Annotated in this window: 13 protein-coding genes and 3 pseudogenes; 3 read left to right on the forward strand and 13 right to left on the reverse strand. The window is 51.2% G+C overall.

Features of this window, described 5'->3' with window-relative positions; translation table 11 throughout:
- Positions 1-146: 146 nt before the first annotated feature.
- The 6 genes from KW824_RS18170 to KW824_RS18195 are packed head-to-tail and all read right to left on the reverse strand — an operon-like array spanning position 147 to position 4965.
- Positions 147-1325 (reverse strand): hypothetical protein, encoded by a 1179-nt coding sequence (locus tag KW824_RS18170; RefSeq protein WP_218410634.1) that lies wholly within the window; start codon positions 1323-1325, stop codon positions 147-149.
- A 2-nt stretch (positions 1326-1327) separates the two neighbouring features.
- A complete protein-coding gene (locus tag KW824_RS18175; RefSeq protein WP_025328849.1) occupies positions 1328-1990 on the reverse strand; it encodes an energy transducer TonB in 663 nt (220 codons plus the stop codon).
- Complete coding sequence (locus KW824_RS18180; RefSeq protein WP_005326222.1) at positions 1987-2388, reverse strand: biopolymer transporter ExbD; 402 nt, start codon at positions 2386-2388, stop codon at positions 1987-1989. Before KW824_RS18180 ends, KW824_RS18175 begins: the two co-directional genes overlap by 4 nt.
- A complete protein-coding gene (locus tag KW824_RS18185) occupies positions 2385-2915 on the reverse strand; it encodes a MotA/TolQ/ExbB proton channel family protein (RefSeq protein ID WP_025328851.1) in 531 nt (176 codons plus the stop codon). Before KW824_RS18185 ends, KW824_RS18180 begins: the two co-directional genes overlap by 4 nt.
- A complete protein-coding gene (locus KW824_RS18190; protein ID WP_218410636.1) occupies positions 2912-4207 on the reverse strand; it encodes a MotA/TolQ/ExbB proton channel family protein in 1296 nt (431 codons plus the stop codon). The genes KW824_RS18185 and KW824_RS18190 overlap by 4 nt, the downstream gene beginning before the upstream one ends.
- Positions 4204-4965 carry a DUF3450 domain-containing protein gene (locus tag KW824_RS18195; protein ID WP_161507789.1) on the reverse strand — a complete coding sequence of 254 codons (762 nt, stop codon included), beginning with the start codon at positions 4963-4965 and terminating at the stop codon, positions 4204-4206. The genes KW824_RS18190 and KW824_RS18195 overlap by 4 nt, the downstream gene beginning before the upstream one ends.
- Before the next feature lie 212 nt (positions 4966-5177).
- On the opposite strand from KW824_RS18195, the gene KW824_RS18200 reads away from it, so the two are divergent.
- Together KW824_RS18200 and KW824_RS18205 are read left to right on the forward strand one after the other, a co-directional pair.
- Positions 5178-5954, forward strand: coding sequence for a LuxR family transcriptional regulator (locus tag KW824_RS18200; RefSeq protein WP_005326226.1), 777 nt, complete (start codon positions 5178-5180; stop codon positions 5952-5954).
- 198 nt (positions 5955-6152) lie between these two features.
- A pseudogene (locus KW824_RS18205) lies at positions 6153-6872 on the forward strand (IS256-like element ISAs3 family transposase); the annotation flags it as partial.
- A gap of 144 nt (positions 6873-7016) precedes the next feature.
- Here the strand turns inward: KW824_RS18205 and KW824_RS18210 are convergent.
- From KW824_RS18210 to KW824_RS18230, 5 genes and pseudogenes are all read right to left on the reverse strand, one after another.
- Positions 7017-8090 (reverse strand): DUF455 family protein, encoded by a 1074-nt coding sequence (locus KW824_RS18210; RefSeq protein ID WP_182310293.1) that lies wholly within the window; start codon positions 8088-8090, stop codon positions 7017-7019.
- On the reverse strand, positions 8083-8976 hold the full coding sequence (locus KW824_RS18215; RefSeq protein ID WP_182310294.1) for an AAA family ATPase: 894 nt from the start codon (positions 8974-8976) through the stop codon (positions 8083-8085). Before KW824_RS18215 ends, KW824_RS18210 begins: the two co-directional genes overlap by 8 nt.
- Complete coding sequence (locus tag KW824_RS18220) at positions 8977-10170, reverse strand: MFS transporter (RefSeq protein ID WP_182310295.1); 1194 nt, start codon at positions 10168-10170, stop codon at positions 8977-8979.
- Positions 10167-11384: a hypothetical protein gene (locus tag KW824_RS18225; RefSeq protein WP_081934696.1), complete on the reverse strand. Its 1218-nt coding sequence runs from the start codon at positions 11382-11384 to the stop codon at positions 10167-10169. Before KW824_RS18225 ends, KW824_RS18220 begins: the two co-directional genes overlap by 4 nt.
- 491 nt (positions 11385-11875) lie before the next feature.
- A pseudogene (locus KW824_RS18230) lies at positions 11876-12187 on the reverse strand (transposase); the annotation flags it as partial.
- Here KW824_RS18230 and KW824_RS18235 point away from each other — a divergent pair.
- Positions 12179-12394, forward strand: a pseudogene (locus KW824_RS18235) (ISAs1 family transposase); the annotation flags it as partial. The pseudogenes KW824_RS18230 and KW824_RS18235 sit on opposite strands and share 9 nt — an antisense overlap.
- A gap of 26 nt (positions 12395-12420) precedes the next feature.
- On the opposite strand, the gene KW824_RS18240 reads toward KW824_RS18235, so the two are convergent.
- Both KW824_RS18240 and KW824_RS18245 read right to left on the reverse strand, forming a co-directional pair.
- Positions 12421-14019, reverse strand: coding sequence for a Tn7-like element transposition protein TnsE (locus KW824_RS18240; RefSeq protein ID WP_218410638.1), 1599 nt, complete (start codon positions 14017-14019; stop codon positions 12421-12423).
- Positions 14019-15524: a TnsD family Tn7-like transposition protein gene (locus tag KW824_RS18245; protein ID WP_218410640.1), complete on the reverse strand. Its 1506-nt coding sequence runs from the start codon at positions 15522-15524 to the stop codon at positions 14019-14021. Before KW824_RS18245 ends, KW824_RS18240 begins: the two co-directional genes overlap by 1 nt.
- Between the last annotated feature and the right edge of the window lies 1 nt (position 15525).

Below are 15525 nucleotides of genomic sequence, written 5' to 3' on the forward strand. Positions count from 1 at the left end.
AGACTCATCAGTCCGGCGTGTTCCGCCGTGCTGGTAGGGGCGCATTATAGGGAGCCGCGCCGGGATGACAAGGGCTTTTTGTAAAAATGCGTTAGTTTGCTGAAAAAGCAGGCTGAACCTCATGAAATGCGAGTTTTAGCTCCGTTTCATGCCGCTTTTTTGTTCACTCCATCGGTCTGGGCCTGGATGTAGTTGACCCAGCTGGTCGCCTTCTGTTGCCAGTTGTCCTGCTGTTGCAGCTCGCGAGCCAGCTCCAGCGCCTGGGCATACTGTTCCTTATTAAGATGTGCCTGCACCAGCAGCGCCTTGGCTCTATTGCCCTGCTCACCCTTGGCTGACTTCATGGCCACCAGCTGGGTCATGGCGGCTTCTGTCTTGCCTTGTTGCAACAACAGCTCGGCGACGCGCATGACCGCCTTGGGCTGGGCATGCTGTTTGGCGAGCAGTTGCCAGCTATCTACCGCCTTGGGCCACTCGCGGGCACCTTCCCACAACTGGGCCAGCAGTTGCTGGTTCTCGGCACTCGCCTTCATCTGTCCCTTGGCCATGGCCGCTTCCAGCAGACGGGCACCGCGATAGGGTAGCCCCTGCCAGGCATAAAGCCGGATCAGCTGGTTGCGGGCGGCCGCATCGTCCATCAACTGACGATCGATGGCGGTCTGCAACAGCGCCAGCGCCTGGTCCCCGCGCTTGGCGGAGAGGTTGAGCGATACCGCCTGTTGCCACCACTTGCTCTCTTTTGGTTCGTGGCGGATCAGCTCTTCTGCCTGCTCTGCCGCTGCGCCATAACGTTGCAAGGCGGTGAGGGCGGAGAGGCGAATGATCGCCGTCTGCTTGTACCAACCTTTCTTCAGCAACTGCTCGCTCTGGCTGACCGCCTCGCCGTATTGCTTGTTGTGGTAATAGAGGCCGGCCAGACGCAAGCGCAAGACATCGTCGGACTTGAGTGCCAGTGCCGCCTTGTAACTGGCGATGGCGCCTGACCAGTTGGATTGCTGGGCCTGGATATCCCCACGCAGACGCAGCAACTGGAGCTGCTGCTGCTCGGGCCACTCTTTATAGGCCAGCGCCTGTTCCACGTAGCGACTCGCCTGTGCGGTCTGCTGCAGGTTGGCCGCCAGTGAAGCCTGCAACTGGGCCAGCCAGGCGCGCTCGGCATCGGAGCCAGGCTTGAGCCCGGTCGCCTTGTTCTGGGCCTGTTGCCACTGACCCGACTGATAGAGCTTCATCACAGGCTCCAGCTGACGGGAGAAATGAGGGCTCACTTCCATGGCCAGACAGGCTTGGCTGACCAGGGCCAGCAGGCAGATCCAGATCCGCAACATGGTTATGACTCCAATTTGAATTTGAGATTGATGGTTTGCACCAGCTTGTCGGTGGCACCCGGTCTTGGCTGGTAGCGCCACTTGCTGACGGCCTGAATCGCCGCCCGCTCGAACTGCCGCTTGGGTTTGGCGTCGATCACTTCCACATCTTGTACCCGCCCCTCGGCATCGACGCTAAAGCGCAGGGTCACCGAGCCTTCTATGCCGGCCTGCTGGGCCCGATAGGGATAGACGGGTTCGACCCGCTGCAAGGGGGTCAGCATGTCGCCGACCCCTATGCCCGCGCCCTGTGACTGACCATGGAAGCTGCCGCTCGCCACCGGGGTAGGGCTGGTTGCGACCCCGGGGGCAGATACCTGCACTGCGCTCAGGCTGGATACCAGATCCAGGCTGGGCTGCACCGAGGGCAGCGGGGCCGCTGCCGGCATGGGCATGGGCGTGGACGCCAGAGCGGCGGGAGGCTCCGGCAAGGGTTCCGGCTCCTGGGGTACCGGGCGCTCGCGCACCTGCACCTCGTTCACCTCGGTCTGCATGTTGATGACGATGGCTTTCTGCTCGGACGAGGCCTTCTCTCCCCGGGGGGGTTCCACCAACGTGGCCATGAACAGCAGGATCCCCAGGCTGAGGGCAATCCCCAGCCCCAGGCTCATCAGCTTGAACTTCATTTCGGCGCCACCGCCACGGCGATATTGGCGATGCCTGCCGCCTTGGCCTCATCCATCACCCGCACCACCTTGCCATGGGGCACCCGTTCATCAGCCTGGATCACCAGGCTGGCCTCGGGCTGCTCCGACAGCAGACGGGCCAGACTGGCCTGCACCCGCTCCACATCCACCTGTTTGCGGTCGAGGAAGATCTGCCCCTGGGCGCCGATCGCCAGCATGATGCTGGAGGACTTCTGCGCCTTGGCCTGGCTCGCCTGGGGCCTGTGCACTTCTAGCCCGGCTTCCCGTACGAAGGAGGTGGTCACGATGAAGAAGATCAGCATGATGAACACGATATCCAGCATGGGGGTCATGTCGATCTGCACTTCATCACGCTGGCGTTTGGATTGCCGTCTCATTGCATTACCTTCTCTTCTCGCAGGCCGTCCCGGGTCTTGGCCAGCGCACGCTTGGCCTGGCTCTCGAGACGACTGAGTAACAACACGCCGGAGAGCGCCACCACCATGCCTGCCATGGTGGGGATGGTAGCGCGGGAGATCCCGCCCGCCATGCTCTCCGGGTTAAAGCGGTTGGCGGCGGCCAACGCATCGAATACGCCTATCATGCCGGTCACTGTGCCGAGCAGACCCAGCATGGGGCAGAGCACCACCAGGGTGCGGATGAAGATGAGATGGCGGTTGAGCTCGAGTTCGGCCTCGGCCAGCCAGCGGCTGCGGATCGCCTTGGCGTGCCAGCTGTGTCGCTCGCTGCGCCCCTGCCAGCGGCCGAACAGCTGCCGCTGCAGCGGGCCGAAGCCCAGGTTGAGGTAGAGCAACCGCTCGATCATCAAAATCCACATCAGCACCAGCAAGGCCAGGATGACCCAGAGCACGGGGCCGCCACGGCCCATGAAGCTCTGCAACTGTTGCCAGATGTCGACCATCATGCCACCCGCTCCATCCCGTCCCCGTTATTCTCGGCTCGCTCGGCCAGAATGCCGGCGACCTGCTGCTCCAGCACGTTGGAGAGCTCGGTGAAACGGGATTGCAGCAGGCTGTGGGCCAGGATCAGCGGAATGGCGGCCACCAGCCCCTGAACCGTGGTGATCAGCGCCATGGAGATGCCGCCCGCCATGATCTTGGGATCGCCGGTACCGAACTGGGTGATGGCCTGGAAGGTGCCTATCATGCCGGTGACGGTGCCGAGCAGCCCCAGCATGGGGGCGATGGCCGCGATCACCTTGACCATGCCGATGCCACGCTCCATCCGGGGCGTCTCCTGCAGTATGGCCTCGTCCAGCCTCAGTTCGAGGGTCTCCATGCTCAGCTCCGGGTGCTTGTCCGCCACCGTAAGCACCCGACCGAGGGCGTTGTCGGCGTGGTATTCGCCACTCTTGAGCTGGCGACGCACCAGGGTCAGTTCGCGGGAAAGGGTCCAGAGCCGTACGGCGGCAATGCCGAGGCCGATGGCGGCCAGCAGCACTATGATGGCGCCAACCTGGCCCCCTTGCTGAACTTGCTGCCAGAAGGTCGGCGCCTGGGCCTGCATCTCGAGCAGGACGCCGTGGGAGGGATCCAGCGGCAACGCCTCGCCTTCCTTGCCCTGATAGGCGGTCAGCTCGGACAGCAAGCCGCCGGGCAGCCCCAGTACAGGGATCAGCCCTTCGCCGCTCGGTTGCAGGAAGCCTTCGCTGCCAAACAGCGCGAAGCTGCCGACCCGGGTCAGCGCCTGCTCACTGGCCGCGCCCTGGGCATTGAGCACCTTGCCATCGAACTGGACAACCCGACCCGACTCGCGGATCTCCTGCAGCAGGGTAGCGGGCAGCAGGGCAAGGGCGGCGCGATCCGGCACCTGCTTGTCCTGGGCCATGGCCTTCAAGGCTGTCAGGCGATCCGGATACTGGCCCTGCACCGAGGAGTCACCCAGCAGCTTGACCGCATCGCTGGCGCCCTGACGGGTCACCGCGAAGATCTCGTTCATGTCGCCGGAGGCTTGCTCCCAGCGGATGTTGAGTTCGACCAGTTGCTTTTCATTGCTGGCAAACTGGCCAGCCAGCTCCTTGCTCAGGCGCTGGGCCTCAGCCAGCCTGGCGCGGGCACTGTGCAATTCGGTGGAGACTGATGCGAGATCCTGCTGTGCCTGTTGCTCGCGGGCCCGTTCCTGCTGTTGCCACTCTTCATTGGCAAGGGCCAGCTGGGAGCAGAGGGAGAAGGTGATCAGAAGGGGGTACCATTTCATGACTGAGCCTCCTGGCTACGCGCGACAGACAGGGGCAGATGCAACAGTTGCGGGACTTTCTTGTCGGCCGCCATGTCCAGCGCATCGGCAAGGGGGGTGAGCCACTCGCTATCCAGCGGCAACCAGGTCTTGCTCTCGGCGGACCAGCGCCAGCCCTGGGTGCGATCGGCTGTCATGGCCAGCAGGGAGACGCGACCGAGCGCCAGCACATCGACCCGGCGCTCGGCACCATCCAGCGCCAGCTGGGCGGGATAGGCATCCATCCGGCTGCCGTATTCGGCTTCGATCTGGTAGGCCTGCAGCAACTGGCGGAACTTCTCCGCCTCGCTCACGTCCGCCCGGGCCAGGGTCACCTTCAGCTGCTCGACCCGCGCCAGACGGTCCTCCTTGCGCAGGGGAATGTCATCCTGCACCAGCTGTTCCAGATCCGCCTGCATCTGCAACATCAGCGGGATCAGGCCCTGACGGGTTTCCTGCACCGCTTCCAGCTGTTGAGTCAGCTTGCCCAGCTCATTCTGCTGATCGGCCACCAGAGACTGCATGTAGCGGTTGTAGGCTTCCAGATCCCGCAGTTGCAGCTGGGCATTTTGCAGCTCCAGCCGGGCGGCAACGGCGGCATCGGCCGCCTTTTCTACGCGCTGTTGGGAGGCTTTCCCATCCGCGATGCTGTTTTTCAGTGCGGGCGCGACCAGATCGTCTGCCGAGGCGACGAAATGAACGGCCAATGGCAACAAGGCCAGACCCCAGATCTTTTTCATGGTACACAATCTTAACAATGATAACTATTCTCATTGTCTCAAAGAGTCGTGCCAGTGGCAATCAGATGATTTTCTTGGCCTGTGGCTGAAAAAACAGGATACTTTTTAGACAAGCACGGGAACAACTGGCGTTGGTAGTCACAACACCATTTTAAATAACTAAAAAATGTCTTTTCGATCATGATGATAAGTGGTCGAAGAAGGAGACTTACATGTTTAACGATGCGATCTGGGAACACATAGATCGGTTCACCAAGGCCAAGAAAACCAGCGATATCCAGCAACAACTGGAGCGCTTCAGCCATCAGATGGGCTTTGATTACTTTCGGTTGCTGATCATTTTCCCCATCAGCATGCAGAAATCACACGTGGCCTTGTTCAACAACTGCCCGACCAGCTGGTTTGATGCCTACACGGAGCGGCACTACCTGACCCAGGATCCTGTGGTCTTCCTGGGCCTGAAGCAGACCCAGCCCATCTTCTGGAACAAGCTCGACTGCGACTCCCCCTGGCTGCCCAGCGCCAGCCGGGAAGTGATGAACCTCGCCGCCGACTTTGGCGTGAGAAACGGTGTCTCCTTCCCGCTGCACACCCCTCAGGGGGAACACGGCATCCTCTCCTTCATCAGCAAGGAAAGGTCCAACTCTGACCTGATGTTTGAAAACGTTCCCATGCTGTCATTTTGTGCCAGCTACATCTTCAACGCGGCGCTGCAGCTGATAAAGAGCAGGCCGGACCTGATGAAGCATCTGGCCGAGCTGTCGGACCGGGAGAAGGAGTGCCTGTTCTGGGCCAGCGAGGGCAAGACCTCCTGGGAGATAGCCACCATATTGGGCATCAGCGAGCGTACCGTGAACTTCCACCTCAATCAGGTCACCAACAAGACGGATTCGAAGAACCGCAACCAGGCGATCGCCAAGAGCATCTCCAGCGGCATCATAGTGCCCTCGCTGGACGACGTGACCATCACCAACCTGCGGCTGTCGTAACGGCAGCCCCGCCAGCCAAACAAAAAGAGCCGCAACAGCGGCTCTTTTGTATGCGTGTAATAAAGTTGGATACTCAATCATTCTACATAGCGCATTCTTCTTCATAAAAAAACACCTACATAAAAATAAAGTAGAATACCAATTTGCAAATCCAGCGCCGATAGCGAGAAAGGATAGAGTAATAAAGTGGGATACTACTATCTGGACTGCATTGTGCTGAAGATCCGCGCGAACCAGCGGGTGATCAACAAGTCGCTCTATCTGGCACTGGGCATCAATATGGAGGGGCACAAGGAGCTGTTGGGCCTGTGGCTGGCCGAGACCGAAGGGGCAAAGTTCTGGCTATCGGTCCTGACCGAGCTGAAAAACCGCGGCCTGGAAGACATCCTGATCGCGTGTGTGGATGGTCTCAAGGGCTTCCCTGATGCCATTGCCGTGGAATATCCCCAGACCAAGGTGCAACTGTGTATCGTCCACATGGTCCGCAACTCGTTGCGCTATGTCTCCTGGAAGGACTACAAGGCGGTGACGGCTGAACTGAAACAGATCTACCAGTCTGCGACGGAACGTGAGGCTCAGCAGGCACTCGCGACCTTCGGCGAGCGCTGGGATAGCCAGTACCCACAGATAGCGCGCTCGTGGCAGAATAACTGGGACAATCTGATCACGCTGTTTGATTATCCCCCCGCAATCCGGAAGGTGATCTACACCACCAATGCGATCGAGTCACTGAACAGCGTGCTGCGCAAAGCGACCAAGCAAAGGAAGCTGTTCCCGACCGATGAGTCGGCGCCCAAAGTGGCGTTTCTCGCGATACAGCAGGCCGCCAAGAAATGGACCATGCCAATCCAGAATTGGAAGCCTGCCCTGAATCGCTTTATTATCGAGTTCGGTGATCGTCTGAACGGTCACCTGTAATGGAGTGGGCAGTTACACAGAATTATTTACAGGCTCTACTAATAACCAAACTTGTTACATAACCCTTCGTTATGAAGTCGTGTAAAGAACCAGATCATAATCTCCATTGTTGCTTTTATACATTATGTATGGAGATGGTATATGTCAGTGATTGTATATCTGTTCTCTAACCTCAATAAACCAAGAAGGAAAACCCACTTGCGCCCTTATATCTGAATCCCACCCGCCCTTACCAAACAGAGGTATATCAATTTTATCCGCAGCGTTTAACATTAGCTCAAGCAATTCTTCCTCCTGAATCTCATTAGCTTCCATCAAATAACCAATCCACTTATTACCAATTTTGACATGGTAAGCCTCATCGTTATTAATATTGTAAAATGCATTTGCTTCAGGCAATCGGTTCAATATGGTAAGTTCCTTGATAAGAGATAAATTTATCTCAACAGCATTTCCCTCTTGAAGTATTTGCTGGATAACTAGGGACTCCAATAGCGAATTAGACTGCATGTAACGCGCGATAACGTTGTTTGTATATGACTGACTTTTAAGGTCGCCACCTTTTTCTATAAATAATTGATAAATATATTGAGCGTGTCGAGCTTCATCCCAGATTTGTTTTGCAAAATCTAGTGTAAACTCTCTTGGCATGTTCTTATTTTTTAAAATTTGATGTGAGCAAATCTCCATTGCAGAAATTTCTACATCAACAAGAACATAGTACAGAAAAGCAATGTAGCTATCATTGTTTGAAACCAGTTCTTCGTTGCTATTGACACTAAATGCTTTCTTCTCACTAAAGGTCATATCATCTGATCTCGCAGGAGGAAACTCAGCAATTTTTTCATCTCCTACAAAGGTCATTGATTTTGACAGTTGGCTTTTTATCAATTGGACAGTCTCAAGCTCATGAGCAAGCAATACATCTTCCTTGTAGCTCAATATTTTGTTGCAACACTGCAAGACAGACTCTAAGTCATGTACCTTATATGAGTTGTCTAAAATAAGATTGTCAATAATAGGCGGTGATGCCATTGCTTTCAAGCGCCTCTCAAGGTGATGCGAAGTTACCCATAAAGCCGAAAGGTTAAGGCCAAATTGAATCTTTTCATCAATTCTCCCTGAGAGAATGATCTGACTAGAGTTTGTGTATATTCGATTAAGAATCACATCAATAGTTAATGAGTAAAACTCCCTTAAATCATAGATATTAATCATAATCTAGCTCCAAATCCTCACCACTGAAGACATACTCTGCACTTCCGCTTATCACCAGCTCGGCAATCTTCCCGTAAACCACATTGTTAAAAAGATAACTAACAGATCTGTAGTTTCCTCCGAGCTTGTAAGCGAGTTTTGCTAACTTGGTTTTAAAATCTTCCTTAAATGAGATCTCTAATTTATTGCTACTTGCATACTCAATAGCAGCACCATAATATTCATCGCTGGCGGCCAACCGACGGAGGGTTTCCTCTGATGGACGGTCAAGATGAAGGAAAAAATCTACTCTGTTCGCAAGTTCAGGTATAAAACCGCATTTAATTAAATCATTTGGGGTTCTAATGGGTTTTCCGTTAAAACTTCCAGTTAATATAAAAATCATGTTTTTAGTATTCAAATTTACAGTTGGTTGTGGATTTACTCTCGACACGCTAGGGTTGTTTATGCCAACCTCGATCCCATCTAGTGGCTTCAGTAGTGACTGTTGAATTCCAACCCCATTGACATCCTTACCAACAGATGGAGACGCACATAGCTTATCGAACTCATCAATATGAACGATGCCTAGTTCAGCCTTATTCTTGTCGTTTTCTGTTGATAAATACAACTTCTCAAATATCGTTGTTGGATCTTTACCTGTGTACCCAACTTCGGACAAATCTTTGGCATCAATTGTAACCATTGTCCTATAGCTAACATTTGACATAATGTTAGCCAATCTGGTCTTTCCTGATCCGGACTCACCTGATATCACGACACATTTTGCTTTTGTCTCGAATGCGCGAATCCCGTCACTCAGCAATATCGACAAAATTCGGTTTACCTTACTAATCTCGCTCCCGTTATCAATAAGGCTCTGGTTTAATTTAGTTAAAATTTTCATTCACACCTCACTTGAAAGTCCATCTCTGTAAATTTTTGAGCAGCGGTTCAAGAAAGCCGGCGCAGCAGATCCAATGATACAAAAAATGAAAAGAGGCACAAAGGAGTCATATGCATTCACCAAAAAGAGCAAACAAACTGAATACCCAGCAGTAATACCCCTAACTAAAGTATCGCTAGCTAGGATTACTTCCCCAAGATGTTCTTGAGGTGTTACTGCTTGACCAAGTGTCATTCCTGATATCCGGAAATAGAACTGCCCCCACCCAATCATCACAGCCATCACATACAGGGAATATTCAGCAAAACCAAAACTTGCTGATACTGCGATAGCGAGCGCTGCAAACAGCGTGGACATTTTGGCGAATGTCGAAGCTAAAGTTGGATGAATTTTTAGTATATTGTTTGACACCAAGCCATTAACAACAAAACCTGCACTAATAAGTGACAAAACTACATTTTGAATAAAAGTGAACTGCTCATTTGTTGACGATGCTTTTGCCACCATCATTGGTATCAGCACAATTAGACCAGTAAATAGTAGGTTGTTCAAAATCCTTGATATGGTAAGGCCTCGCAGAGCTGGACTGTCCATAATGATTTTATAACCACACCATAAATTTTGACTTTGCAGCTCCTTGTTCGATGCTAGTTGTCTCAACTCCTTACTCAGAACCCAAGGCAGGCAAGTTAAAAGATAAAATAGCATAAAGAACATAAATGAAATTTCATGCCCGAAATACACCACAATACCCGCAGACAACAACGGAGAGACAATTACAGATGATTGCATGGCTGTGGTATATTTTGTGAATGTATGGGCTTTATCTTTCTTGTCTTTTATCATCTTATTTAGTGATGAGTTATTGTTCGGGTTGTCTAAACCAATAATGATAGAGAGAAAAAAAACTATAGCCAAAATCACATAGATGTTATTTGTAAAGATAAGTGGTGGTATCATTAACGATGAAAATAGTGGTGCAAAAAAGCCAATCCGAAACCCTTGATATCGAGCCAACAAACCACCGAGTAGAATCCCTGTAAAGCTAACACCCAAGGTATTGGCTATTGATACTGAAGATGAAAATGCACCAGAACTATCAACCAACTCAAGCTTAGAGATAGCTGTAGCAATAACGCCGATACCAGAAAACTGAGTTAAACAGCCAACGAGAATGATTGCAAAGATATTCAATTTAAACCCCCTTGTTGCCCAACCTCTTTATTGATGTACTGCCTCCATTTCTCCAGTAATTCTGACGGAATGTTCGGCAACGCGCTAAAACCTAGTTCTTTGTAATAGCTCAGCTCAAGTGGGTTTTGTTGGCTTTGTTTCTGAAGGCCATCTACAAGTAGAAACTCAATGCCTGCGGATACCGTCGACATGGATTGAGCAAGGTAATATCCGCAAGCACGCCAGTACTGGTTACTTGGGTATCTATCCATGTAATTTTCTAATGATAGCTTTGGATGGCATCCATCAAGGATTCGTTTAGGGCATCGGTATAGCGGATACCAGATATCAATATTGTCAATAGTTCTTACAGGGAATGGGGATAGGTTTTCACCACGAATAATTGAGTACATCGATTCAGCAAGAATATCCTCAAGGTTCAGGCCGGTTACAATTATATTTGTGTCGTTCTCTCTTGCAACATGACTCAAAACAAGACGGATCCCCAAAGTTCCAATAACTTCTAGGTCTGACTCTGGGTAGCATCTCTCGAAGTCTTCAGCCCAGCTTCCGCCATTTGTCTCACCACGAATAATAACATCAACCTCATTCGACTCAACCACTTTAAGTTTTAGACCAACATCTTCACAAATTTTATGCGCACGATGTAAACCCTTATCCCAATCAGCAATGCCCATCATCATTACTGGAATGATATTCTCTTTTGGGATGCCAGAATAAATAAGGCTAGTTAGAAGTGTATTTGAATCGCCACCACCACTAATGCCGACAACAATATTTTTATTGGTATAGTCTTCAACAAAATTTCCTGTGAACTTAAGCACCTCTCTATTCACAAACTCATGGCACTCTTCCTGACTCATAAAAACATGTTTTTTGCTTGAGCCATCATGGTTATCAAAGGTGTATTCAGCCGTTGGCACTGAATCCGCATCACGGTATACATCCAAATCTTTACCAATAATTGCTTGATAGTCGATGTTACGATCAGCTCGAAAAACGATATCAAAGCCTTTATGCTGTTCTTCTAGCTCCTTTACAGTAGACGTTTGGAACGGGATACACTCTGGCTTACCAGTATCATCTAGCTTGTATGCCGAAACGGAGTTGTATGGAATACGATTAGTTAATAGAACATCCTTAACCAACATTGAGTCAGTATTACACTCAAGTAAATAATCGCCATGCGGTGTTATTAGTTTGAATCCATTCATTGTGTTTTACCTATCATCTGAGTAATAAAAAGAGGGGACTCAACCCCCCCTCTTGATCTTTAGAAATTTCTATATGGAAACATCTATATCGTTAATTATTAACCACTAACCACGCGAGTCGAGCTTCCACAGATATCACCTTCACCATTTTTACCAAGGTGTGCTTTTGCTATAGCGGTAAGTGACGACAGGTTCGCTTTACCTTTAGTGTTTACTTGCGCTGAGAATACCTTGACTGATTTGCTGCTAGATTGTTTTACATGTTGCATATTTAAACACTCCCATTAACACCATCGAAACATTTCGAGGTAAAAAACTTATATCTGATCCGATTGAGACCGTAAATATATAAAAGAACTTTTTGTGACATGCATAGCAGTGTTCTAGCGTTGTTGTTTTATTTTTAGGTGCTGTCGTCATATAATTGGGGGCCACAGAAATGTGCGGCGGATCTTCACTGAGCTTTTGTCAAATCTGGTGTATGGAGTCGGTCAGGCGGCATTCCTGTCTGACTCATCCAGCACCTGTACTCCGACCTTGAATTTCACGTTGTTCACGACCAACGTCAGCAGCGCAAATCCCTTCAGTCGCTTACACTTCTTCTGGGCCACTTCCAGCAGCTTGTAAACCATCGTTAGCGTGGTCTCCCGAGACCCGCAATTACGCGCTCTCTTGCTTCGTAGCCTGACCGTCGAAAATGTCGACTCTATCAGGTTCGTCGTCCGGATATGCACCCAGTCCCCCCCCCCCGGAAAATCATAGAACGCCAGCAGCTCCTCCCGGTCTTTCGTCAGCTGCTGGACGTCACAATGGGCGAGGACGATTGCCCGATTTATCGCGCAGATGCAGCAGAAATCTTGGCGTGTATTTGGCATATGGGGCTAAACATGCTCAGGGCTGAGACTTCACGCAAAGCGAGCGTCAGACGGAAGCAAAAGATTGCTCGAATGAGTAGTGAATACCTGGAGAAGGTACTCAATGCTGGCCTCAAAACACTCGGCGAAATTTAACAAAAGGTTCACGCTCTCGCTCTGGGCTAGATTGACGTCATCCAACTATAAAATCTTGCCGCCCAGTGCTCTATCGACTCCTCAGGCAACTTGCCCTTATCCACCGATTTGGTCTGCGGATGAGGGATGCCAGAATAGCCATCCTTACCACACAGCTCCTTCAGCCGCTTGCTTGGCCAGTGCAGTGATTTCTGGGTTAGCTCTTCTTCCAATAATCTAAGCTGCTCCTCCCACCCCTGCTGCGATGTCAGCCTCAATAATTGAGTTGATAGGGAGCAGATCCCATCTGAGGTATCCACTTCAAGGATATGAAAAATCCGGTTCTGCGACTCTACTTCGGCAACTGCCAGGCATCTCGGATTACCATCCAGAAGCAGATGTCGATTACATCGATAGAGTTTTGGTAGCTTGCGCAGTTGCTTGGATCTAATCACGCAACCATGAGCTGTGACCAACTGATCCAGCATTGTCCCAAAGCAATCAAACTTGTTGGCGTAGAGGTGAAGATCATCTGTTTCATCAGATTCGGCAGTCCACTCGGCGCAGGGCAGCACACCGCCAACAACTGACTCCTCTGTACTGACATCGGCTGAAGCCAGAGATCCTAACTCTTCATCAGCCTTGCCCTTTGCGCCCTCCTGCTTTTTCTCGGCAACCTTGCGTGTATTGAAGGCCTTGGAAAATTCAAAGACTACGGCTGGCGCCCGTAATAACACTGGTGAGGTATCCGCGTTGGCTTCCACACCATCATGCACCGAGTGAATATGAGGACGTTCACCTACCAAGCGCACCGAGCCCTCCCCCTCCCCACGTACATACTCCCGCAGCTTGGGATGGAAAAACTGGACCTCATTTGGGATAGCAGCCTTGATATTTTTCAGACTGGCAATCTCGTAAACCAGCATGCTTCTGGTTTGTTTATCAAACCGGCCCCTGACCTCAAAAGAGACTGACTGCAAAGGCGGGGGAGTAAACTCGAACTCCCATTGCCGATATCCCCCTTTCTCATAACCGTTCAGCTTCTGATAGTGACCTATGCTCTCGTAGGAGGCTCGAGCGTCCGGATCGATCAAGATCCAGCTCAATAGGCGCCGTGACTCATAGTCATCAAGAGACTTGAGCGGATAGCTGGAGGAAGGCAACACATTCACCCGGGCAACATCGGGACTGACGTGTTCAATCGAAAACTCACTTCTCAGACAATCCGGCTCCAATGCTGAACGGGAAAGATAACCATCATGCAGCAACAGCGCTCGCGCCAATTCCATTTGGGGAAGATAAATCTCTATGTCATTGGCAAGAAAACAGAAACAGTGTTGGCGCTTGTCCATGGCACGAACCGCCGACGCAACCGGGTAATCGCCCAGTGTCTTTCTTTGCCAAGTTCCCGTGTTATCGATAGTAAAAACGAGATGATACCCCGCAGGCTTATGCTCCTGAGTCGGGTTCAATACTCGCTTACGGGCCAGAACCGGGATATTCGAGAGCCTCAATGAAGCAGTTGCTGCCTTAGGAGACAGATCCAGATTGATTCCCCATTGGGAGTTATCAATCCGTCGAAAAAGCGAACCTATCGCCAAGATGGTGGTATCGTCAGACATATTTTCAAAACGGATATCCTGCATCAAGCCCCCAATACATCTCGCAATAGGTCATCAGCCAACGAGGTTAATCGCTCATCACTCAATCCAGCTAAACGAAGAAGTCGCCACCGGCTCAATGAATGCCCACTCTGCAACAGCGATCTGGCAGAAAGAGCCAAACGACGAATCTGATAATCTGCTATATCTTCACAATATCGCTGCAAAAACAAGCTTGTAAGTGGCATTTTTCTGAGGTTCTTCTCAATCATCGCGCTTGATGAAAGCTTTGATAGAAACCATCGCCTAGATAGCCGGGGGCAATCTAAACTCGGCTCATGCACATTGAGGATTTTGAGTAACTGGCGGCAAGTTACACGGTCCTTTTGTGGCCAATTGACCCGCTGATTTTCTCTGACACTGCTCTGGTGGTTCTGCCTGTTAAACTCCAGAAGCCAACGACGATCATGACGGTACAGCCAAGCATATAACGCCTGATGAGATAAACGGGCCTGCTTCACCCCATGGCTTTCCAGCAACTGCTGCCATCTGGCTCGATACCCTGCCGATAGGGAGCTCTTTTTATCTGGAGGACAGGGATGAAAAGCATGAATATCCGTTGGAATGCTCAGCACCTCACCCAGCACTGTGTCCATATCCCAAGACTCAGGCAACAAGCTATCCAGTACAACGATATGTTCCAGATAGCTGAAAGATTTTCGATGCTTGCGAAAGATAGCCTGCAACCAATTACCCGAATCGTTATTAAGCGCCAATCCATGCTGATCCAACCAATTAGCCGACCAACGAGCCATGACAAGCTCATAGATAGTTTCATATTTTACATACATCCCCTTGGCTCCCCCCACCAAATTAGCGAGCTGATGATAAAAAGCACTCCATTGCGAAAACGAGGGCGAAGTATCGGGTTGCCGCTGCAACAAAGTCGTGACTTGACGAGTAATCCGGATGACACCAGCATCCACTACAGGCTGGGGCAGTAGGGGACAAACTAACGGGGAGGCGGCAACAAACTGATGGCGATGGTAAGCATGGCGTTCAATATTGGCCTCAAGTAACCCACCATGCACCAGACAACTATCAGCCCCCATCACCTGCCATTGCCGTTGCCAGTAGTATTCGCCATGGCCGCTGCGCTGATTTTGCAAACATTGCGGACAGTAGCGCAGGGCACGAGACTGTTTAATTCGGGATGCAGCTACTCCCAGGATCAGATGAATGGCACCTTGAGAATCCCCAGCCATCTGCTCAAGACAGTGACGCCTGCGCTCTTCAGTGGTAAATGGGGCATACAGAGGAAATAGGGTGTGCAGATAAGCCAAACGAGCGACATCGAGCCCCATACTCTCCGGTAATAATTGGACTAGAGGGGCCAGATGATTGGGCAGATCAACCGTTGCAATGACATGCCGGTTTGCAAAAACCTCATCCAGCAGCTGCTTGGGGCTGGTTAACCCCAGGTGTATTCCGGCTCTGGCCACCAAGCTGTAAATCAGCTCATCGGGATAAGGAACCGGAAAGTTCAGCATG

Origin of the sequence: Aeromonas sp. sif0611, from assembly GCF_019218845.1 — a bacterium.
GTDB lineage: Bacteria > Pseudomonadota > Gammaproteobacteria > Enterobacterales > Aeromonadaceae > Aeromonas > Aeromonas media.

Bases quoted from the DNA above. Each gene is read 5' to 3' on its own strand.
- KW824_RS18170 (WP_218410634.1), bottom strand. From the start codon at position 1,325: ATGTTGCGGATCTGGATCTGCCTGCTGGCCCTGGTCAGCCAAGCCTGT.
- KW824_RS18175 (WP_025328849.1), bottom strand. From the start codon at position 1,990: ATGAAGTTCAAGCTGATGAGCCTGGGGCTGGGGATTGCCCTCAGCCTG.
- KW824_RS18180 (WP_005326222.1), bottom strand. From the start codon at position 2,388: ATGAGACGGCAATCCAAACGCCAGCGTGATGAAGTGCAGATCGACATG.
- KW824_RS18185 (WP_025328851.1), bottom strand. From the start codon at position 2,915: ATGATGGTCGACATCTGGCAACAGTTGCAGAGCTTCATGGGCCGTGGC.
- KW824_RS18190 (WP_218410636.1), bottom strand. From the start codon at position 4,207: ATGAAATGGTACCCCCTTCTGATCACCTTCTCCCTCTGCTCCCAGCTG.
- KW824_RS18195 (WP_161507789.1), bottom strand. From the start codon at position 4,965: ATGAAAAAGATCTGGGGTCTGGCCTTGTTGCCATTGGCCGTTCATTTC.
- KW824_RS18200 (WP_005326226.1), top strand. From the start codon at position 5,178: ATGTTTAACGATGCGATCTGGGAACACATAGATCGGTTCACCAAGGCC.
- KW824_RS18210 (WP_182310293.1), bottom strand. From the start codon at position 8,090: ATGATTAATATCTATGATTTAAGGGAGTTTTACTCATTAACTATTGAT.
- KW824_RS18215 (WP_182310294.1), bottom strand. From the start codon at position 8,976: ATGAAAATTTTAACTAAATTAAACCAGAGCCTTATTGATAACGGGAGC.
- KW824_RS18225 (WP_081934696.1), bottom strand. From the start codon at position 11,384: ATGAATGGATTCAAACTAATAACACCGCATGGCGATTATTTACTTGAG.
- KW824_RS18240 (WP_218410638.1), bottom strand. From the start codon at position 14,019: ATGCAGGATATCCGTTTTGAAAATATGTCTGACGATACCACCATCTTG.
- KW824_RS18245 (WP_218410640.1), bottom strand. From the start codon at position 15,524: ATGCTGAACTTTCCGGTTCCTTATCCCGATGAGCTGATTTACAGCTTG.